Origin of the sequence: Agrobacterium burrii (genome assembly GCF_017313405.1) — a bacterium.
In the GTDB taxonomy this organism is placed as follows: domain Bacteria; phylum Pseudomonadota; class Alphaproteobacteria; order Rhizobiales; family Rhizobiaceae; genus Agrobacterium; species Agrobacterium burrii.
In genome coordinates this window covers 121,785-143,459 of sequence record NZ_JAFLNA010000014.1, presented here as the reverse complement: position 1 = coordinate 143,459, position 21,675 = coordinate 121,785, and the positions used below count along the sequence as shown (strand labels likewise).

At 56.2% G+C, this 21,675-nt stretch carries 16 protein-coding genes; 11 read left to right on the top strand and 5 right to left on the bottom strand.

The window, feature by feature from the left end; all coding sequences use genetic code 11:
• Window positions 1–14: 14 nt before the first annotated feature.
• Window positions 15–2,426, bottom strand: a complete 2,412-nt coding sequence (locus JZX89_RS22830) for a response regulator (RefSeq protein WP_207135384.1) — start codon at window positions 2,424–2,426, stop codon at window positions 15–17.
• Window positions 2,427–2,992: 566 nt separating this feature from the next.
• On the opposite strand from JZX89_RS22830, the gene JZX89_RS22825 reads away from it, so the two are divergent.
• The 4 genes from JZX89_RS22825 (at window position 2,993) to JZX89_RS22810 (ending at window position 8,014) form a co-directional block, all read left to right on the top strand.
• Window positions 2,993–3,847: a LuxR C-terminal-related transcriptional regulator gene (locus tag JZX89_RS22825; RefSeq protein WP_246746780.1), complete on the top strand. Its 855-nt coding sequence runs from the start codon at window positions 2,993–2,995 to the stop codon at window positions 3,845–3,847.
• Between the two features lie 218 nt (window positions 3,848–4,065).
• Window positions 4,066–5,469 carry a glutamate-1-semialdehyde 2,1-aminomutase gene (locus JZX89_RS22820; RefSeq protein WP_207135383.1) on the top strand — a complete coding sequence of 468 codons (1,404 nt, stop codon included), beginning with the start codon at window positions 4,066–4,068 and terminating at the stop codon, window positions 5,467–5,469.
• Window positions 5,470–5,587: 118 nt separating this feature from the next.
• A complete protein-coding gene (locus JZX89_RS22815; protein ID WP_207135382.1) occupies window positions 5,588–6,658 on the top strand; it encodes an NAD-dependent epimerase/dehydratase family protein in 1,071 nt (356 codons plus the stop codon).
• Window positions 6,659–6,670: 12 nt separating this feature from the next.
• On the top strand, window positions 6,671–8,014 hold the full coding sequence (locus JZX89_RS22810; protein WP_207135381.1) for a DUF4910 domain-containing protein: 1,344 nt from the start codon (window positions 6,671–6,673) through the stop codon (window positions 8,012–8,014).
• 4 nt (window positions 8,015–8,018) lie between these two features.
• Here the strand turns inward: JZX89_RS22810 and rfbC are convergent, their stop codons facing one another.
• On the bottom strand, window positions 8,019–8,546 hold the full coding sequence (gene rfbC, locus JZX89_RS22805; RefSeq protein ID WP_207135380.1) for a dTDP-4-dehydrorhamnose 3,5-epimerase: 528 nt from the start codon (window positions 8,544–8,546) through the stop codon (window positions 8,019–8,021).
• Between the two features lie 306 nt (window positions 8,547–8,852).
• Here rfbC and JZX89_RS22800 point away from each other — a divergent pair, with 306 nt between their 5' ends.
• The 7 genes from JZX89_RS22800 to JZX89_RS22770 all read left to right on the top strand — a co-directional run bounded on the left by JZX89_RS22800 (window position 8,853) and on the right by JZX89_RS22770 (window position 16,245).
• The gene (locus tag JZX89_RS22800; RefSeq protein ID WP_207135379.1) at window positions 8,853–10,145 is read left to right on the top strand and encodes a class I SAM-dependent methyltransferase; all 1,293 of its coding nucleotides are present in this window, start codon (window positions 8,853–8,855) and stop codon (window positions 10,143–10,145) included.
• Window positions 10,142–10,954 carry a glucose-1-phosphate cytidylyltransferase gene (locus JZX89_RS22795; RefSeq protein WP_174375204.1) on the top strand — a complete coding sequence of 271 codons (813 nt, stop codon included), beginning with the start codon at window positions 10,142–10,144 and terminating at the stop codon, window positions 10,952–10,954. The genes JZX89_RS22800 and JZX89_RS22795 overlap by 4 nt, the downstream gene beginning before the upstream one ends.
• Window positions 10,951–11,604, top strand: a complete 654-nt coding sequence (locus tag JZX89_RS22790) for a PIG-L deacetylase family protein (RefSeq protein WP_188356131.1) — start codon at window positions 10,951–10,953, stop codon at window positions 11,602–11,604. The genes JZX89_RS22795 and JZX89_RS22790 overlap by 4 nt, the downstream gene beginning before the upstream one ends.
• A 67-nt stretch (window positions 11,605–11,671) precedes the next feature.
• On the top strand, window positions 11,672–12,373 hold the full coding sequence (locus JZX89_RS22785) for a helix-turn-helix transcriptional regulator (protein ID WP_153516150.1): 702 nt from the start codon (window positions 11,672–11,674) through the stop codon (window positions 12,371–12,373).
• Between the two features lie 63 nt (window positions 12,374–12,436).
• Window positions 12,437–14,599 (top strand): GumC family protein, encoded by a 2,163-nt coding sequence (locus JZX89_RS22780; RefSeq protein WP_207135378.1) that lies wholly within the window; start codon window positions 12,437–12,439, stop codon window positions 14,597–14,599.
• 3 nt (window positions 14,600–14,602) lie between these two features.
• Entirely contained in the window at window positions 14,603–15,862 is a 1,260-nt protein-coding gene (locus tag JZX89_RS22775; protein WP_207135377.1) for a polysaccharide biosynthesis/export family protein, read from the top strand.
• An 86-nt stretch (window positions 15,863–15,948) separates the two neighbouring features.
• Complete coding sequence (locus tag JZX89_RS22770) at window positions 15,949–16,245, top strand: hypothetical protein (RefSeq protein WP_207135376.1); 297 nt, start codon at window positions 15,949–15,951, stop codon at window positions 16,243–16,245.
• A 535-nt stretch (window positions 16,246–16,780) separates the two neighbouring features.
• Here JZX89_RS22770 and JZX89_RS22765 read toward each other — a convergent pair.
• From JZX89_RS22765 to gmd, 3 genes are all read right to left on the bottom strand, one after another.
• Entirely contained in the window at window positions 16,781–19,279 is a 2,499-nt protein-coding gene (locus JZX89_RS22765) for a glycoside hydrolase family 28 protein (protein WP_246746779.1), read from the bottom strand.
• A 118-nt stretch (window positions 19,280–19,397) separates the two neighbouring features.
• Window positions 19,398–20,390, bottom strand: a complete 993-nt coding sequence (locus JZX89_RS22760; RefSeq protein ID WP_207135375.1) for a GDP-L-fucose synthase family protein — start codon at window positions 20,388–20,390, stop codon at window positions 19,398–19,400.
• Window positions 20,374–21,444: a GDP-mannose 4,6-dehydratase gene (gmd, locus tag JZX89_RS22755; protein ID WP_207135374.1), complete on the bottom strand. Its 1,071-nt coding sequence runs from the start codon at window positions 21,442–21,444 to the stop codon at window positions 20,374–20,376. The genes JZX89_RS22760 and gmd overlap by 17 nt, the downstream gene beginning before the upstream one ends.
• Window positions 21,445–21,675: the final 231 nt, after the last annotated feature.

Genomic DNA, 21,675 nt, shown 5'->3' with positions numbered 1-21,675 from the left:
TCGATGATGAAGGCCTATTCTTCGGCATTCAGCACAAGCCGCAACAATGCCGGCAACGAAGCAGATTTCGTTCGTCGCATGATCGAGGCGCGATGGTTCTCGACAGTGCGCTGACTGAGCTTCAAATCGGCTGCAATATTCTTGTTGGCCTGCCCCTGAACAATCCGGTCAAGGATCTGCCGTTGCTTGCGAGTGAGCTTTGCCAATATCGCCCGAGCCGTTTCATGCCGCTCTTCACGCTCGTTCACATCACGCGATCGATCGAGCGCAGACTGCACACTCCGATAGAGTTCCTGATAAGAAATCGGTTTCTCGATGAAATCGGCCGCTCCGTATCGCATCGCATCGACTGCCATACGCACATCGCTGCGACCGGTGATCACGATGACCGGAAACCGATGCTGTCTTTCTTTCAGCAAACGCAGCAACTCCATGCCGACCATGCCGGGCAGATAGGCATCGACAAGCAGACAACCTGATCTGTCGGGCTTGTAATCTGCAAGATAGGCTTCGGCCGAAGCATAGGTTGAGACCGTCCAACCCTCGCTTTCGAAAAGAGCCCGCAAGTTGTCCCTGATGTCTTGCTGGTCGTCGATGACTTCGATGAGCCTGCCCGTCGTCGGCTCCATGTCTTCGGGCTCGCTTGTGTGCTCCGCCCTCTCGACGGTTTGGCGAACGACCATGGTCTCGACCACCTGCACGACGTCCCTGAGTTTTGCCGGCTTGTGCAGATACGGTATGTCGTGCTGCGCAAAAGCCTTCAGGGACTTGATTGAAATGTCGCCCGTGAGAATGAGGGCTGGAACATTTCGGCGGAGTGCCTGGCGGATATCCTCGATAGCCGCGATACCATCCCCGCCGGTAAGGAGATTGTAGTCTGCGAGAATGACGTCCGGCCTGAACTGCAATCCGCCAACAATCGCGAGCGCTTCGGCGGCCGTTGAGGTCGCAGCGACCACATATCCAGTCTGCTCGAGACCCTTTTTGAGAAGATCGCGCATGCCGTTTTCATCTTCGATGATCAAAATCGACGCAGACGACAGGGAGGCCGGTTGACGCAGGTGACCACCCACGGATGCCGGCAGTGACGCAAGCGGTTCACCTGCCGGTGCCTGATCGATCTCGATCATGAATGCCGACCCTTTGTGCAATCGCGACCGCACTGCTACCCTCAGTCCGAGAAGTTCGCTGAGCCGCTTGACGATCGACAATCCCAGCCCCAAACCTCGGTCTTGCGCTCCAACCGGCGCATCGAGTTGGCGGTATTCCTGGAAGATATCATCGATACGGTTTTCTGGAATGCCCATGCCGGTGTCCCGCACTTCGAACCGAACCTTCGTACCGCGCCGCCGGCAGCCGACCAGAATTTTACCGCTTGTCGTATACTTCACCGCATTGGACAGAAGATTGCGAACGATCTGCTCGAACAGCCGTGGATCGGTGCGCACGGCGAGGCTGGATGGCACGACATGGAGTTGCAGCCCGGCAGCGCGAGCGGAATAGTGAAATTCCTTGAAGAGCCGCCCCAGAAGATCGCCTATCGCAAAGCTCACGATCTGAGGTTCCACCATCCCCGCTTCGATCTGGTTGATGTCGAGAATGGAGTTGAGTATTCCCAACATCGAGGACAGCGTCTCCTCCATCCTCTGAACGAAAGTGCGCGCCTCCCCTTCGCCCACGCTCCTCTCCAAAAGCCCCTGCAAAAGCTTCAACGTTTGCAGCGGTTGACGCAGATCGTGGCTTGCCGCAGACAGGAATTGCGACTTGGCCTCGGTCGCCCGCTCGGCGGATTTCTTTGCAGCTTCCCTGCTCTCGGCAACCTGTTTCTGGGCGCTTACATCGATGAAGGTGATGACGACCCCGTCGACGGTATTGCTGTCGTCGCGATAAGGGTTGACCCGGCGGACATACCAGCGACCGTCAGGCCCTTCTATCTCCCTGTCGATTGTATCGCCACCGCGCAGAGCCGTCATCGCATCGAGTTGAAGCGTATTGTCCCCGGTAAAACCGCCAAGGTCCGACAGGGGGCGGCCGACATCGGACGATATGATGTTGCATACCGACCGGGTGGCCGGTGTGAAAAACCGTACAAGAAGACTGGAATCCAGAAAAAGCGTCGGGACATCGGTACTATACAAGACGTTTTGCAAATCGTTGGACACTGCACGCTGACGTTCCAGTGCTTCGTGGAGCTGGCTGTTGAGGGCCGTCAGCTCTTCATTGAGGGATTGCAGTTCCTCTTTTGACGTTGCCGGTTCCTCACTCGTTGAGGGCAAAGAGGGAGTGCCGATATTTCCACCTTGGACTGCGCCGGGATCAAGATCACCGGAAACAGGAGCTCCAACGCGCTGCGATCCGGACATCGAACCGGTATCTCCCTCGTAAGTAGAAGGAACCTCGTTACTATCCTCGCCGCGTTCCGCCATATTCACTCTCGTTAAAATTGACGCGCATTCCAAATAGAGATCAACCCTTGCAAAACGTCAGGCGCAGAAGGGGCAACGACGTCTTGAAAGCAGCCATCACGGCCTTGAGATCATTCGTCAGGGATAAATATTTCACCAAGCCCCGTCATCGACGGGGTAGGTTTGTGCACTTGTCGCAAGGCGCAACTTCAAAATGCGAACAACACTCATAAGTTGTTGACATTGCAAACAAAAGCACGAATGGCCGATGATAAGTCAATCCAGCCGCGATTATAATTCATCCAATATAGTTAGAGCCTGCTCACGAAAAGTGACGATGACCGGACAGAAATTCCATTTCGCCATTCGCGCGTGCAGATTGACATGTTCACGTCATGCTAGATTGAACACCACCTCGAAATCACAATCAAAAGTGAGTAATTTCCGAACCTTTTCCACGCGGGATGCTCCATTGTAGGATTGAGGGACGGAAATTCGGGTCGTGCAACGTCTTCTGCTTTCTGGCCAATATTAAATTACAAAAATCCAGACCGCAAAACAGCACATCGCTTCCGGAGTTCCTGTTGATGACGACGTTTCGGGTTGGATCACCTAAACCTCAGTTGTGCCGGCTCGTAAAAAGAAACTTCAGTTGCGTCTCTGCCAAGCCAGGCAGTTCCGCAAAGTATTTTTTAGCGCGGATAGGACATAACATGCTGACATCAGTTCCCAACAACGGGCATAGCCAATTCTCATCGAATTTCCATGTGGTTGCGCGTTCGAAAGCTGCCGAAACTTCCGTCAAAAAACTGGCGATCATCGACGACCGCACGCTCGACCGTGAGTGTCTGGCTCAGAGCCTGATCGCATACGGCCTTGATATGGAAGTCGAGTTGTTTTCATCACTCGACGACTGGAGACATGCCCCGGACGGCCATCATAGCGGCATCCTGGTCAATGTCGGTCGCAGCGATTTTTGCGATGACGTATCCCTTCATGAATTACGGGAGTTCATTGCCGATTTCCCTTATCTGCCGGTCGTCATTCTTGCGGAAAACCGCGATCTGCGTCAGGTCATGAGGGCCTTTGAAGTGGGGGTGCGGGGATACATCTCCTCGTCGATAGGATTGGCAGTGTGCGTCGGCGCCATCTCCCTTGCATTGGCGGGCGGCGCTTTCGTATCAGCTGAAAATATCAGCGATCTCAGGCAGTTACTCGTGGTTGCCGAAGACAAGGAACGTCAACGAACGGAAATGTTCACCCAGCGTGAGGTCGATGTCATCAACGCCTTGACGCAAGGCAAGCCGAACAAGATCATCGCTTATGAACTCAACCTTCGCGAAAGCACCGTAAAGGTCCATATTCGCAACATCATGAAGAAGGTGGGCGCCAAAAACAGAACGGAAGTGATCTTTAAAATATCCGATCTCTTCAAAAACTAGCATCAGGTGTCGTGTGCAGTGAACCTGTTATAAATTTATAATTGCTTGCGGGTGTCGGGCCCCGCACGATGCAACCGTATTGAAGCGATTATCACAAGAATTTTGTGCATCCCTCTTAAGCCTTTCGGCTAGCATTCCACGCATAAAGACGGGGTAACGGCCATTGAGCCGGATACGGTACTCTCAGGTCATCGACCATATGGACCCGGGATTGCGCCATGCAAACTTTCGTCGAAAATTTCGAAAACTCGGATCGACTTCGCCAGCACTCCCGCAACATCATACCGGGCGGTGCGCATACCTATGCAAAGGGTGACGACCAGTACCCTGTTCTGTCTCCCGGCTTCATTGACAAGGGATATGGCTGCCACGTCTGGGATGTCGACGGCAACGAATATATCGAATACGGCATGGGCAATCGGGCTGTTGGCCTTGGCCATGCCTATGCCGACGTCGTAGAGGCGGCACGTGCGGAACTATACCGCGGCTGCAATTTCACGCGGCCGTCAAAGATCGAGGTGGAGTGCGCATCGACCTTTCTTGATACGATCCAGACAGCCGACATGGTCAAATTCTGCAAGAACGGTTCCGATGCGACATCCGCCGCGATACGACTTGCGCGGGCCGTTACCGGTCGCGACCTGATCGCGCGCTGCAGCGACCACCCGTTTTTCTCCACCGACGACTGGTTCATCGGCACAACCGAGATGAATGCGGGCATTCCCGAGGCGATCCAGAAACTGATTCTTGGTTTCAGCTACAATGATCTGAACAGTGCGCGCAGTCTGTTTGAGCGCTTTCCGGGCCGCATAGCCGCCTTCATCATGGAGCCGTCGCGCGGTGATCCACCTCGGGACCAGTTTCTTCACAAACTTCAGAAGCTTTGCCACGAAAACGGTGCGCTTTTCATTCTCGACGAAATGATCACCGGCTTCCGCTGGGATGCGGGTGGAGGGCAAAAGACATACGATATCGTCCCCGATCTTTCCTGCTTCGGCAAGGCGCTTGGGAATGGCTTTTCGATTTCCGCCCTTGCCGGCAAACGTGAATTCATGGAACGAGGCGGCATCGATCAAACCGATGCCCCCCGCGTCTTCCTGCTTTCGACGACGCATGGTGCGGAAACGCATGCGATGGCGGCGGCAATCGCAACCATGAAGGTTTACACGCGCGAACCCGTGGTCCCACATCTGGTCCGCCAGGGAAATGCGCTGCGTGCCGCCATCAGCCAGATCGCAATTGCGCATGGGCTTGATGCCTACTTCGGCATACAGGGCCATTCCGCCTGCCTCAGCTACTTCACGCTCGACCAGACTGGAAAGCCGTCTCAGGCTTTTCGCTCGCTCTTTCTGCAGGAAACCATTCGCCGCGGCATTCTCGCACCGTCTCTCGTCGTCAGCTACACACATCAGGACGAGGATATAGCCAAAACGCTTGACGCCATTGATGAGGCACTGGTGGTCTACCGCAAGGCGCTGGAACATGGCGTCGAAAAATTCCTGACAGGGCGTCCATCCGCGGTCGTCTTCCGACGTTTTAATGGCGGCGCGCAGCATCAGGCCAGCCATGATCTGGCCATGGCCGGCATGCCGCAATTACCGGAAAGCATCCGAAAGCCTTAGCCGACCGTGGCACCTATACCGTTCGCATGATCGCTACAGCCGCTTTGCCCGCTGCATCGGTCTCGCCCGAAAAGATACGCTCGTTGCGATAGAAAATAGATTTTGGAGGGGAAGTTTCATGCACGTTCTGGTCACCGGACATCGCGGATATATCGGCTCCGTCATGGTCCCCATCCTGCGCAAGGCGGGCCACGAAGTACACGGCTATGACACTGAATTCTACCATCGCTGCGCTTATGTTCCAGGCGGCCCCTTGCCGCAGGTACCTGGCGTCTGCAAGGACATCCGCGATGTTACGCCTGCGGATATGGAAGGTTTCGACGCCGTCATTCATCTTGCGGCGCTGTCAAACGATCCGCTGAGCAATCTCAATCCGGAAATCACCTATGAGATCAACTATCGCGGCAGCGTTCGGGCAGCGCAGGCGGCCAAGCAGGCAGGCGTCAAGCGTTTCATCTTCGCCTCCTCATGCAGCAACTACGGTGCCGCTGGCGAGGGACTGGTCAACGAAACGGCAGAGCTGAAGCCGGTATCGGCCTATGGCACATCCAAGGTATTGGCGGAGCGCGAGATCGCAAGTCTCGCCAGCCCCGGCTTCTCACCGGTCTATATGCGTCCGGCGACGGCATATGGCCTTTCGCCGATGCTGCGTTTCGATATCGTCCTCAACAACCTGACAGCCTGGGCGGTGACGGAGGGACTGATCCTCCTGAAATCCGACGGATCGCCATGGCGTCCAATCGTTCACATCGAGGATATTTCGCGCGCTTTTCTGGCCGCGCTCGAAGCGCCGACCGATGTCGTCCACAATCAGGCTTTCAACGTCGGGCAGGACGCGCACAACTATCAGATCAGGGAGATCGCCGAAATCGTCGCCCTCACCGTGCCCGGATGCCGGCTGCAATATGCGAGCGACGCGAGCCCCGATACCCGTTCCTACCGCGTCGATTTCGGCAAGATCGCCCGTGCGCTTCCGGCATTCAAACCGACATGGACGGCGGCAGCCGGTGCCGAGCAACTCTATAGGGCCTATAAGAGCGCCGGCCTGACGATGGCGGAATTCGAGGGACCGCACTATCAGCGGATCGGCCAACTCCAGAAGCTGATCGGTGACAAGGATATCGACCTCAACCTGCGTCGCCCCATGGCCGCGCCACGCTACAGTGCCGATATTGCGACATCGGCTTGAACGGAGGCTCGGATGGGCAAGATGGAGCCTGGCGCCACGCTGACAGGCGATGCGTGGCGAGAGGCAGGTATCGGCCAGACCATTCATGATCTGGCCTCCCGCCTCTTTCCGATCTGTCGCAGCATCACCGGTAAAGGTGTGCGCGACACGATCGCGATCCTTAAAGACTATATCGATATCGAGCAGCGCGCCATCCCGAGCGGAACGCGGGTTTTCGACTGGACGGTGCCGCAGGAATGGATCGTCCGGGACGCCTATGTGAAGAACGCAGCGGGACGCAAGGTCATCGACTTTCAGAGCTCGAACCTGCATCTCATGAACTACAGCATCCCTCAACGTCGCGTCATGCCACTGGCTGAACTGCAGGCACATATCTATACCTTGCCGACACAACCCGATCTCATTCCGTACAAAACAGCCTATTACACGGATGCCTGGGGCTTTTGCATGACGCATCATGCGTTCCTCAAGCTCGAGGACGGCGACTATGAAGTCGTCATCGACACCGAAAAGACGTCAGGCAATCTGTTTTACGGAGAATATCTGCATGTCGGACGAAGTACTAAGGAAGTGCTTCTCTTCGCGCATATCTGTCATCCATCGCTCGCAAACGACAATTGTTCCGGCCTTGCAGTGCTGACGTGTCTTGCGGCCGGTCTGAAAAGCCGATCCACATATTACAGCTACAGGTTCGTCTTCGCACCCGGAACGATCGGCTCCCTGTCATGGCTTGCGCAGAACGAAGAAGATATCTCGAACATCGCACACGGTCTTGTGGTTTCATGCATTGGCGACGGGGGCGGACCGAACTACAAGCGCAGCCGCAGGGGAGATGCGCTGATCGACCGGATCGCTGCCTGCACGCGCTGCGGTGAGGACAAAAAACATCTTGAGATCGCCGACTTCAGTCCCTACGGCTATGATGAGCGCCAATTCTGTTCGCCGGGCTTCAATCTACCGGTCGGACTGCTGCAAAGAAGCGCTTTCGGAACCTTTCCCGAATATCACACCTCGGCCGACAATCTCGACTTCATCCGGCCCGAACACCTCTACTCATCCTTCTGGATGATCATGGACATGATCGATGCTCTCGAAGACAATTGGACGCCGTTGAACCTCAAGCCCAAGGGTGAACCACAGCTCGGAAAATACGGGCTTTTCCCTGCGATCGGCGGCCATAAGACCAATGATGGCCGCACCATGGCCTATCTATGGATCCTCAACCTCGCCGATGGAAACAACTCGCTGCTTGATATCGCCGAAAGGTCGAAAATGCCATTTGTCGATATTGCGAGCGCTGCCGGCAAGCTGCTTGAAGCGGGCCTTGTCTCGAACCTCGGTTTCCTGACGCGTTAGAACTTCAATGCCAAGCCGGCCAACCCAAGTCTTTTTCCGACATGACGGAAGGTGGCGCGGGCCATTCTACACTGATTGCGGGCTCGTCATGGCGGATCCCCGCGGCACTTTCTTGCGCATAGGGCACCGAAATCAAATAGGACACGGCAACGTCGTCACTGAGCGACTGGAAACCGTGCGCAAAACCCTCGGGAATATAGAACTGCGCGCCATTGTCGGCCGACAATATCGTCCCAACCCATTGCAGATAGGTCGGCGAGTCGCGACGCAGATCGACGGCGACATCCCATATTGCCCCTTTGACGCAGGAAACCAGCTTTGTCTCCTGATGCGGAGGTCGCTGGAAATGCAGGCCTCGCACGGTGTGTTTCAGTTTTGACAGGGAAAGGCTGTGCTGCGCGAAATCAGACACCAGCCCTTTGGTCTCAAATTCACGCTTGCAGAACGTTCTCGCAAAAGAGCCGCGACTATCCCGGACAGGCACCGTCTTAACGACCCAAAGCCCTTCGATTTTCGTCTTCTCAAACAGCATTCGGCGCTCCTGAAGCAACCCCTCACAGGCAAGAATTCCCCGCCATTTTTAGCGGCGAAGGAATACATCCATAGGCAGAACCATAGCTTGAAGGCGGGTTGTCAAATAAGTCACCCTTTCGGTCGCCAAAGCCAGCAGCTGGAGGCGCATTTTAGCGAATACTCATATCAACCTACGGCTTATGGATGACGTTTTCGTGCCGAATGCAGTATCGTCACTCACCCCGATCCATAGTATTTTTTCCAGTTAATAAAAGAATTTTCTCAAATTCACTCAAAGACACTGCGATGAAATCAGGGGCGTCCGATGAATAATGAGGCAGTTTTTTCCGCAAGGTTGAGCTCTACGCAACACGTGGGGCTTTGCCGCCTTTGCAGCGCGCCATTGGTGCATACCTTCGTCGATCTTGGCATGTCTCCACCCTGCGAAAGCTTCGTGGCAGCCGATGCAGCCAACGACGTCGAGCCATTTTATCCGCTGCATGCATTCGTTTGCGACGAATGCTTCCTGGTCCAGCTTCAGGAGTATGTTGCGCCAGAGAACATTTTCACGGAATACGCTTACTTTTCCTCGTTCTCGGACAGTTGGGTCGCACACGCAAAACGGTATTGCGACATGGTCATCGAGCGCTTTTCGCTTGGCCAGTCAAGTTTCGTTGTCGAGCTTGCCAGCAACGACGGTTACCTGCTGCAGCATTTCCTTGCTAGCAACATCCCGATGCTCGGAATTGAACCGGCGGTCAACGTCGCAAAGGTGGCGATCGGGAAAGGCATTCCGACACTGACGGAATTTTTCAACGAGGCTCTAGCAACCAATATGGCGGCCAGGGGACAAAAAGCCGATCTCATCATCGGTAATAATGTCCTCGCCCAGGTGCCTGATATCAACGATTTCGTTGCTGGCATGAAAGCGCTGCTCAAGCCGGATGGCGTCATCACACTTGAATTCCCGCATATCGAAAAGCTCATCGAGGAAAACCAGTTCGACACAATCTATCACGAACACTTTTCCTACTTCTCGTTGCTGACCATCGAAAAAATGGCCCGCCGTCATGGGCTCAAGGTTTTCGATGTCGAAGAGATCCCCACACATGGCGGTTCGCTGCGAGTGTTTTTCTCACACGAAGACAGCAAGTTTTCGCGTGAAGCCCGCGTGGACAATCTCCTCGCACGGGAGCGCGGCGCCAGGCTCGACCAGATCGAGACCTATACCGCCTTCTCCGAAGCCGTGCGCCAGACCAAGCGAAACCTCCTGTCTTTCCTCATCCGCCTCAAGGAGATGCGCAAATCGATCTGCGCTTATGGCGCACCGGGAAAAGGCAATACGCTGCTGAATTATTGCGGCATCGGCACGGATTTCATCGATTTTGCAGTCGACCGCAATCCTTACAAACACGGCCGCCTCACGCCGGGAATGCATATTCCGATCCGGCCCGTCAGCGAAATAGAGCGCATGAAGCCGGACTACGTTCTCATTCTCCCCTGGAACCTGAAGCATGAGATCGTTGCACAAATGAACGACATCAGAAACTGGGGCGGGAAATTCATCGTTCCAATTCCCGACATATCCATCATTGATCCGAAGGAGTTGGTACAATGAAGGTCGTCTTGTTCTGCGGCGGCAGGGGTACGCGCATCAGGGAATATTCCGAAAGCGTCCCGAAACCGCTGATCCCGCTCGGGTCTCAACCGATCATGCGGCATGTCATGCAATATTACGCCCGTTTCGGGCATGAGGACTTCATCCTCTGCCTCGGCTACAAGGCGCATGTCATAAAAGAGTTCTTCCTGAACAGCCGGCCGGAAAGCTATGCCGATTGCGTCATATCAAGCCCCGGACGTGTGGAGTTGCTCGAGGAACTGCCGAGGGATTGGCGCGTATCCCTGATCGATACCGGGATATGGCGCAATATAGGCGAGCGTCTCTGGGCTGTGCGTCATCATCTCAAAGGCGAGAAAATGTTCCTCGCCAATTATAGCGACGGCCTGACCGACGTCGATCTCGACGACATGATTGCCCAGTTCGAAAAGAGCGACAAGCTCGCCTGCTTCCTGGCTGTCAGACCACCCCTCACCTACCACCTGGCGGAGATCGACGAGAACGGAAGGGTCCGGGAATTTCGATCATCGGAAACATCGGATATGTGGATCAACGGCGGCTATTTCCTGATGCGACCGGAAATTTTCGAGTACATGCGCGAGGGCGAAGAACTCGTGCTGGAACCGTTTTCCCGGTTGATAGCCGAAGACAAACTGATGGCCTACAAACATGAGGGCTTCTGGCGCTCAATGGATACGCTGCGCGACTGGCAGACGTTGGAAGCGATGGTCGAGCGTGGTGACATGCCATGGATTGGAGACGATGCGTCAATGGCACGCAGATCGTCAGAACCAAAGCTGCTGCCATGAAAAACATGTCCCTTGCCTCCGCCGGTGATCGCCTGTCTATCCTTTGTCTTGGAGCTCACTCCGACGATATCGAGATTGGCGTCGGAGGCACGGTCCTCAGCCTGCTTTCAAAAGGCGTGCTGCTGGATGTCTATTGGTGCGTTCTCAGCGCCGGCAACGAACGCGCGCTGGAGGCACGCAGTTCCGCCGAGGCTTTTCTGGCAAAAGCGGCATCCTATTCCATTGAGCTTGCCTCATTTCAGGACAGCTACTTTCCCGCGCAGAGCCGCGAGATCAAGTCGTGGTTGCTGACATTGCGCGACAAAGTCAGCCCCGACATCATCTTCACGCATAGTCGTGAGGATGCGCATCAGGATCACCGCGAAATCAACAAGCTCACATCCAACATCTTTAGAAATCACCTGATTTTGGAATACGAAATCCCCAAATGGGACGGCGATTTCAGCAGGCGAAATGCCTATGTGCCGTTGAGCGAAGACGCGATGAACATGAAGGTCGAGCTACTGTTGCAGCACTTCGGAACACAGAGATCCAAGGACTGGTTCGACGCGGATACCTTTCGGGGTCTGGCGCGGCTGCGGGGAATGGAATGCCGTGCGCCTACACGTTTTGCGGAAGCCTTTACCGTCAGAAAGCTGACCTTCGCCTGACAGATAAGAAATCGACGTTTTCCTGGAATTAAAAGAAACCAAAAATAATACAGGGGGCATTTTCGTCATGATCCAGAACCACATCTCCGAGAACCCGTCGGAAGGCGCACCGCATCCGCAGGCCGAAACGAATACGGCCGGCTACATCGGCATCATCGATCGTCGCATGCTGGAGCGGGAATGCCTTGCCCATAGTCTCAACTATCAATATGCGGACAGGCGCATTCTGACCTTCTCCAATCTCGGCGAATGGCAACAGGCACGCGCGGAAATCGGCATGCCTGCGGCAGTTCTGGTCAGTGCCTTGCCCGCGCCGTCGGCAGAGACGAACCGCGAGCTAGCAGAGATTGTCGCTGCCGTGTCGCCAGCCGCCGTCGTCGTGCTCTCCGACGATCAGGATATCAATACCATCCTCGATACGATCGCTCTTGGCGTGCGCGGCTATATATCGAGTTCCGTCAGCGTCGATGTCTGCGTTCAGGCGATCAGCCTTGCAATTGCGGGCGGCCGTTTCATACCGGCAAGCAGCGTCATGAACATGAAAAGCCTGTTCGGCCTGACGGCACATGCGACCACACCGCCGATGAAATTTACAAGCCGTCAATCGGCTATCGCGGAGGCCCTGCGGTGCGGCAAGGCGAACAAGGATATCGCTCTGGAACTGAACCTCTGCGAAAGCACCATCAAGGTCCATATCCGCAATATCATGAAGAAGCTTGGGGCAACCAACCGCACGGAAGTTGCCTGCAAGATCGGTGACATGGCGTAAGGGCGTTAAGCCCGCACCATTCACCGACCGCTACCGAACGCGCCGCTGAGAGCAGGAACAGTCATGATCCAGTCTTCATCATCTGCGAGTGAACAGGAAGGTATTTCCCGCTTCATATCCATCCTGCGGGAGCGGCGCAAAGCCGTCTTCATCTGCTTTCTCGCCAGTTTCACAATCGCGGCAATCGGCTACGCGCGAACCCCGATCCGATACAAGGCCGAAGCGACGCTTGCGCTTGACGTCCGCAAGCTTCAGGCACTCCCCACCGAATCGGTTGTCTCGCCGCTGCCGCAGGAAAGCCCGGTGCTGCGAACCGAACTCGATATCATCGGCTCGAGGTCCATGGCCGAACGGGTTCTCGTCATTCTGCAGAAAGATCGCCTGCTCGAAGGGCGGCAAGCCAAATCCGACCCGGCGAACACCGACGCGATCGTGCTTGGCAACGACGCCGAGACATCGAAAATGATCGATACCCTCATGACCAACGTTCGTGTGATGAATGATGGCCGGTCGTATACCATTTACATTTCCTATTATGCCGGCGATCCGGCGCTTGCCGCGAAAGTCGCCAACGCTTTTGGGGAAGCCTATATCGACTATCAGATCGACCTCCAGACGACGGCAACCCGGCGTGTCAGCACATGGCTCGGGGAGCGGCTCGTCAGTCTGCGGACAGAACTCGAGGAGTCCGAACGCCAGGCCTCGCAATTTCGCGAAAAATCCGGGTTGATAGACACTGGCGGCCTTCCCCTGCAATCGCAGCGTCTTGCAAGTCTGAATGTCGAGCTGACAACGCTACAGGCCAAGCTGGTAGGGTCGCGCGCGCGCCTGGCGACAGCGCTTGAACTGCAAAAAAGCGGCAATGGGCTCGGGATAACCGAAGTTCTGGCCTCACCAACGATCCAGCTTTTAAGGGCCGAGCAGGCAAGGGTCATTCGAGCCATCGCGCAGATCGACGAAAGCGGCGCCGTGATGAGCCCGGAGCGTCCGCAATTATCCTCCCAGCTCAGTTCACTCAACAAGCAGATCGATTCAGAAATAGCGCAGATCATCTCCGCCTTGCGCAATGAGATCGAGGTCACCGAAAAACAGCGGCAGGAGGTCGAAGCCAGCCTTAACGACGTGCAACGCGCCGTTTCCACGACGGATATGGCAATGGTTCAATCCGGGCAACTTGACCGGGAAGCGGCAGCGAACCGCTCGATCTACGAGACATATCTGGCACGCTACAAGCAGACGATCGAACAGGACGGTATCGCCACTGCCGAGGCACGGATCATATCGAGCGCCATGCCGTCCCGCAAGCCGACCAGCCCTGATGCGGGTTTGTGGGCCTTGGCTGCGCTTCTTCTCGGTTGCAGCACCGGTTTGGCGGCGGCTTTCATCCTGAATTTTACCGACCGCTCCGTTGGCTCCATCACGTCTCTCCAGCAGAAAACCGGACTTAACGTCATCGGGCGCATCCCACGCATTTCCTTTGGGGAGTTTGAGAACAAGCCCGGGAAATTCAGCAGCGGCGCGGCGGATTTCTACAGCGCGTTTGCCGACCTTCAGACCTACATCCAGTTGGCGGAGAGCAAGGCCAAGGTGATCGCCTTCACCTCTTCGGCCGATGGCGAAGGCAAGACGTTCGTGATTGCCAACCTTGCCAGATCGCTTGCGATGAGCGGCGTGAAGCTGCTGCTGATCGATGCCAATCTGCGGAATCCGGCTCTCGGATCGGAATTCAATGTTGGATCGGCGTCGCATGTCGCCCAGGCGGTCAACCGTGAGGTGTCGCTGGATGACATCATCCAGCACGATCAGGATTCCGGGGTTGACATCATCATCGCCGAGAAAAGCGACCTGCCGCCAAATCTTCTTCTTGGAAGCAAGCGCTTCGCCGGCCTGATTGCAGAGGCGAGGCAGCGATATGAACTGGTACTGATCGATGCCCCATCCGTTGCGCATGACCTCGACCTGTTGCGGATCGCCACTTTGTCGGACGCCGTCTCTTTCGTGGTCCGGCAGGATGCCGCCGATGGCACGGCTATGAAAAACGCCGTCATCAAGCTGCGGGTGGCGGGCCGGCCGATCACCGGCATCGTCCTCAACGGCATACGGCGTCAAAGAACGCGTCGAACTCCAGTCTGGCCGAGCATTTTCCGGAACTGGAATACTCATTTCAAGCCGCAGAAACGCGCGCCCACGGTGCGCCCACCGGCTGTCGTCCATAGTGAGAGGTGAGACATGCGCTTCGTGACAAGGCCCAACGGCTTTTCCCTGATGATCGCCAGTACGACCTTTCTGTCTTTGGCCGTCTGCCAGCTACCGGCCGCTGCAGATGGAACCAACTACAAGGTCGCGACCGGCGACGTCTTGACGATCTCCGTCTACGGCGATCCGGGCCTGACCGGCCTCTTTCCTGTCAGTGCGGATGGAACGATCGGTTATCCGCTTCTTGGCAACGTCAACGTGGTCGATCAGACGGTGAACGAAATCGGTGCGCAGATCAGCCGCGACCTGGCAAGCCATGTGGCAAACCGCTCCGTCGCCGTCGCGGTCAAGGAATATGCTCCGATCTTCGTTGTCGGCGACGTCCAGAAGCCGGGAAAATATGAATACCGTCCCGGCATGATCGTGCTTGAACTCTTCGCACTCGGCGGGGGATTGCGCGAGTCGAATGCGCAGAGGGATACCTCGGGCATACAGCTGATCGCGGCCCAGCAAGAATATGAAGACATGTCGATGCAACTGCTGTCGCAGGACATCCGGCGTGTTCGGCTGGAAGCGGAACTAAACGACACCGAATTCAACTATAAGGGCGACGACATCGGACTTGTCCGGGATCGCGCCGCCTTGGAGAAGATCGTCGCATCTGAAACAGGTCTGTTTCGCCTTCGCCTGTCGGCGCAGCAGGACGAAAAGACCAACCTCGAAGTCCAGCGGCAGAACTTCATTCAGGAAATAGACACGCTTGAGAAAAGCAACGTCATGCGCAACCAGCAACTCGAATTGCTCGACATGGATGTCAACGCGTCGAAGGAACTTGTCACGCGCGGTGCAGCCTCCGAATCCGCCCTCCGAGAGCGCAAGCGCGAACTGCTATCCATGAACCAGCAGGTGCTGGAATCGACATCGTTCCTGGCACGCGCGCAGCAAAACAAGAGCGAGGTGGAGCGTCGTATTCTGGAGTTGAAAAGCAAAAGGCACAATGATGCTGCGACCGAACTGCGGGAGACGTCCCTCGACATCATGCGCCTGAAGAAAAAACTGGCCTTCAGCCTTCAATCCATGGCCGAGATCGGCTCGACGGCGCGGCGGGTTTCCAGCCTCGAGGACATGATCGAAACCAAGTTCTTCATCGTGCGTCAGGTCGCAGGCGCCCATAGCGAAATAGCGGCCGACGAGCATACGCAAGTTCGGGCGGGAGACGTCGTCCGCGTCCGCCTGTCGGTATCCGGCAAAGACCCGGTTTCGGCAGCGCTCGTCGCAGGAAGCGTTAACTAAAAAGGGTTTGCCGGCGTTCCGATCGGTAGGCTCCCGATTTCCTCCAGAGAGCAGAAGCAATCGGCACAAGTGTCTGGGAGGCGGAGATGGAATCTGCGATCATTCCGGTTGGTTATCACATGGTCAGGCAGGACGCCGTCATCATCGTGAACGGAGAAAGAGGGCTGCAGCCCGTCCATGTGACGCAGGATGCCCTGAACGACATTCAGTCCCCACCGCAATGCGATGCGCAACGTCTGGCGCAATTCGCCGACGTGTTTGCAATGATAGGGGCATCCAAAATCGAGAAGGGAATGTTTGCATTCGATGGACAGATCTGGATCACGGCAAGCGACGTCCGGACCTGGCTCAATTTGACGGCAAAAAATGGACCGGCTAGATGAGTTTTATCAAACTCTAACGCCTTTATCGTTTTGTCGTTACCAAAAGCGCGAAATTTGTCAGACAGCATATGCATGGATGGGCATCCTACCGCTTATAGCCAAATTGAATCGACACGATAAAAGCGTTTTCTAGAGGTACCCGCCGCCCCCTGATACTTTGGTGGGTCGCCGGTCACCGGGCTCACCTGGTAACCGGGAGGGCTCGCTCGTTGAACCGGGCGAGCCTATTTGCATCTCGCACTAACCGTCGCCAACGCCGCGCAAATCCTGCCGCATCGACGGCTTCTGATTGAGATTTGCAAGAATATCAGCTGAACCGAACGAACCACAGATCGCTCGCCACTCATGGAGTAACGAACGATCCGTCGGGTCCCTCGCCTGCAATGGAAACCTCCGAGCCTCAATCTGAATGGCCCATGGTATCGCATGACCTCGATGTATCGAGCCATAGTCGTCACTTTCCGGCAACAGGTCAATTCACCGCAGATACGTCATTAGGGGTAATTTGCCCCAATTTTTCCGGGAATAGACCCGTTTAATAAGATGTTGGCCTTGCAGCATTGGACGACGATTTAACGGTGTTGGCCGTTGGCCCCACGTTTCCTGTTGCAAAACCGCTCCATGTCGAGCCGACATTTGCCCAGCTATTCTCCGGATGCATCGTCACGAAACCCGAACTTTGGACCGGCCCTGGCGGTCCTCGGGTAAAATGATTGTCATAGAGCACCGTATTGATCCGCCGTGAGCGTTCGGCCGGTCCGGCCTTGAAGCTGCCGTCATGCGTCCACATGAGTTTGTAGGCATCAACGAAGCCGTAGCGGACATTGGTGAAGGTGTTTCCATCGAAGACAGTCCCATTATAGTCGGCACCGGGATGGTTCCAGGTTTCATATTCGACGCCGATATAGGCGATATCGGTGAACCTGTTCCTGCGATAAATATTTCCCAGACCACCCCAGATGCCGGCAACGCCGGTATCCGCGAATGTCGTGCCGACATAGAGGCCGCTGTTGCTGCGGGTCACGCTGTTGTTGGAATATTGCAGGAAATACGGGCTAAGGCCCCGCGTTGAGTCCAGCGCAACCGTCATCATGCCGTGTCGCATCCGGGAAATGCGGTTGCTGTCGACCACCACGTCGTAGACATTGCCGTAGAGGAGAACGGCGGTGGAATCGGAATCATGCTCGGCATAGCTTCCCCTGCCCTCGAACGTATTATCGTATATGACGGCCTGCGATGCGGTCGCCGCCAGAGCAAACCGGCTGGTTCGATCGGGAACGACATTCCAGGCTTGTTCGAGCAGAACGGCAGAACCATCCGTCGACGCGATGTGACGGTGCTGTCCGGCACCGCGTCCGCCCACGATAACGAGATCGCGCCCGCCCGGCACTGCGTCTCCTAAATCCGACAGGGAGCTGAAGGTAACCGCGGTCGACGAAGCGCCGACGAAATCATTTTTAAGCTTGCTCCCGACGATCTCGAAACAGATTTGTTCGCCCTTATTGCAATCGACCTTGGTGCAGTCGTGAGGCGCGGCATTTCTTGAGATGTTTTTCTCGAAATAGAGGTTTCGCATGCTGCCGAAATGCGCCTGGCCAACAAAAAAACGTCCGATGCCATGGCCGTCGTCGCGCCTTTCATCCGCGTTCGTCAGCTCGTTGCCGGTCATGGCAAAATCGCGCCCACCCCACAGGGCGACGACGGACTCGCCGTAGCCCGTCATTCGGAAACGATTATCGGAGAAAAACACCTGCCGGCTCGCGCCGTAGAAGGATCCGTTTTCGATCAGCTCGGACGCATGGACAAAAAGCCCTTCCGTGTCCTGCGCATCGAAGGCCGGCACGCCCCAGGCGTCGATGCGCACGGAATCCAGACGGGTGTTTTTGGTATTGCGCAAAGCAAGAAGAGGTTTACCGGCAATGTTGCGGTTGGCATTGAGGGTCAGTTTCTCGAGCCGGGTGTCGTCACCATCAACGACAACCATGCTCTGATCAATCCTGCGGTTGAGCCTGATTTCCGTGTTGTCAGCCCCTTGCCCGATCCATGCCACATTGCCGGGCGCAGTGAGAGGCTTTGTCACGAGATAGATGCCGGCGGGGAAATACAAAACCGATGGCGCTGTTGCAGCCGCAGCGTCGATTGCGCGCAAAATCGCGGCGGTATCGTCGGTCATGCCATCGCCCGTTGCACCGAACTGGCGGGCGTCGATGCGCTTTTTATCCTGCGCCGCCCATGGTGATTGTGACAGGACGTCAAGTGCAAGCGGACCGCTCCAGCCGAAGCGGCCGCCATGGGTATTGTGAGCCCACACTTCATACTTGCCCGGAGGCAGAGCCGGCACCTTGAAATCGACCTTGAAGGGGTTGACGGAGATTGCCGGAACATACCAGCCGACGGCACCGGCTGGCTTGATATAGAGATAAGACTGGCTGGTCCCATTGAACCGCGAAAGGTTGCGGCCATAGACCGAGACGACCGCTCCCGGCGCTGCGGCATCAGGCCCGATCCACCAGCTTTCGGTGCGATTGATCGCAAAGCTGCGTCCATAGACATCACCCCGCTGGGGCCTGACCAGGTAGGTGGACCATGAGGCAAGCGTCGTTGGCAACAGCAGCGTCACCGCCGTCGCATCAGCCGTCAGCGGTGCGACCGCCGTCACCACGCCCTGCGTGGCGCCGGGGGCTTGCGAAAAGATTTGAAAACCCGTTCGTCCATCGAGATCGACGCCGGTCATCGACACAACCTCGCCAGCGCCCGCCGTTCTCGAAATCTCCGCGATTGCCGGCCCCTCGCCGCCGACCTCTGTCCAAGGCGGATTGAAGGCATCCGCATCAACAGGCAATCGTGGTTCCGGAACGGGTATCGGGAAACCGAACTGGCGTGGATCAGGCTGACTGCCTGGCTCTTGCCCTCCCTGCACCGCCGGTTGCGCCACGACACCCGAAAATGCGAAACCCGACAATGGCAAACCTGACAATGCGAGCACAAGCACGACAGGGAAAATCCATGATGTCCGGGAATTTGACGATCTCATCTTGCGCAATCTCCGCAGACGAACGCAGGCTGGGCTCAATTCCTGCGGGTGGAACCGGCATCAGCAAGGACGCGGACCCGTCTCCAGCAATAGCGCCTGCATGCCACATGAGGACCTATTACACGGCTTGTCGTACCATATCCGGTTGCAGCGACTTCGGCTGCCGCCACCACTCATACAAATCCTGAATTCCGTATCTGAGTTCCACCGTCGAGGTCCAGCCAAGCGCGTTTAGCCGCGAGCAGTCGAGCAGCTTTCTGGGAGCGCCATCAGGCTTGCTGGTGTCGAAAACGATCTGCCCGTCATAGCCGACGATGCCTGCAATCAGATGGGCGAGATTGCGGATGGATATCTCCCGTCCCGAGCCGATATTGAGCAGCGGGAAATGCGCCGATGATTTCATTAGGAAACAGCAGGCATCCGCCAGATCGTCCACATGGAGAAATTCACGCAGAGGACTGCCCGTACCCCATAGGACAACCTTGTTCTGACCGCTGATTTTCGCTTCATGCATTCGCCTGATCATCGCGGGAATGACGTGCGAGCTTTGCGGATCGAAATTGTCATTCAGGCCGTAGATGTTGGTCGGCATGACGGAGATGCAATTCAGGCCGTACTGACTGGCATAAAACTGGGAAAGCTTGAGCGACGCGATCTTGGCAATCGCGTAGGCCTCGTTGGTCGGCTCCAGCGGACCTGTTAGAAGGGCATTTTCCGTGATGGGTTGTGCCGCGAATTTCGGATAGATGCAGCTCGATCCCATCCAGAGAAGCTTTTCGACACCGATATCGGCAGCCGATTTCATGATGTTCATCGAAATGAGGGTGTTGGTGTAAAGAAAGTCGGCCGGATAGGCTGCATTTGAGGCGATGCCTCCGACCTTGGCGGCGGCGACAAAAATAACCTCCGGCCTTGCCGCCGCCATCCATTGCTCCGTCTCATATTGTCGGGTCAGGTCAAGCTCGCTGCGCGAGACTGTGAGGATTTTGCAATTCTCACGCTGCAGCCGTCGCACAAGTGCCGAGCCGACCATTCCCGTATGGCCGGCAACCCAGACGCGCTTGCCCTTCAAGCTGAACGCGATGTCTTTCGATTTATGCGACGAATTCATTTCTTCCCTCTTCCAGCATCACGAGGCGAAGATCCGCTTCGACCATTTCATGAACAAGGTCGTTAAAGGACGTTGAATGGCTCCAGTTTAGTTTTCTGCGTGCCTTGCTGGAGTCACCGAGAAGAAAATCCACTTCTGCCGGACGAAAATATCTCGGATCGATTTCGATGATCGTATTTCCGGTTTTGGCATCGTATCCCACTTCGTCACGGCCATCGCCGTGCCACTCGATGCTCCTGCCAACCACGCCGAAAGCAAGCTCGACGAATTCCCGCACCGTATGTGCCTCGCCGGTCGCGAGCACATAGTCCTCGGGTATTTCCTGCTGCACGATGCGCCACATGCCGTCGACATAATCGCGCGCATGCCCCCAGTCCCTCTTTGCATCGAGATTGCCAAGACGCAGCTTGCCCATGAGACCGCGTTCGATGGCCGCAACGCCGCGCGTGATTTTCCGCGTCACGAATGTCTCCCCGCGAATGGGGCTCTCATGGTTGAAGAGAATGCCGTTCGATGCGTGAAAGCCGTAACTTTCCCGGTAATTGACCGTCATCCAGTAGGCGTAGAGCTTTGCCGCAGCATAGGGGCTTCTCGGATAGAACGGCGTACCCTCGTGCTGAGCAACGGTGCCCATCCCCCCGAACAGCTCCGATGTGGACGCCTGGTAGAACCGGCAACGATCGCCCAAGTTCAAAATGCGCATGGCTTCCAGCAGTCTCAGCGTACCAAGCGCATCCGCATTTGCCGTATATTCCGGCGTCTCGAAGCTGACCTGGACATGGCTCTGGGCGCCGAGATTATAAATCTCGTCGGGCTGGACCTCTTGAATGACCCGGCACAGGTTCGTGGCATCCGTCAGGTCACCGAAGTGCAGACGAAAGCGAAGGTCTTCCTCGAAGGGATCTTGATAAAGATGATCGATCCGGCCGGTATTGAAGGAGGAAGACCGCCTTTTCAGGCCGTGAACGATATATCCCTTGGCAAGCAGCAATTCACTCAGATAAGCGCCGTCCTGTCCGGTGACGCCGATGATCAAGGCTCTCTTGTCTACCATCCACCACATCTCCCAGCGGTTCAGGCCCCGGCTGGCGCCTCCATAGAAGGTATAACGACGCCCTGCGGGTCGGCAGCATACCAAAAGGGAGAGGACGGCAGGTCAGAACTGGCCGATTCACCGTCCACCACGTCGACATCTGCCTTTAAGAGGAGGCAGGGTGAGTATCCCCACTCCCGCCTTAAGCCTTTTGGTCGAGTTGCAGGTCGCGCGCACCGTGCCAGACTTCGC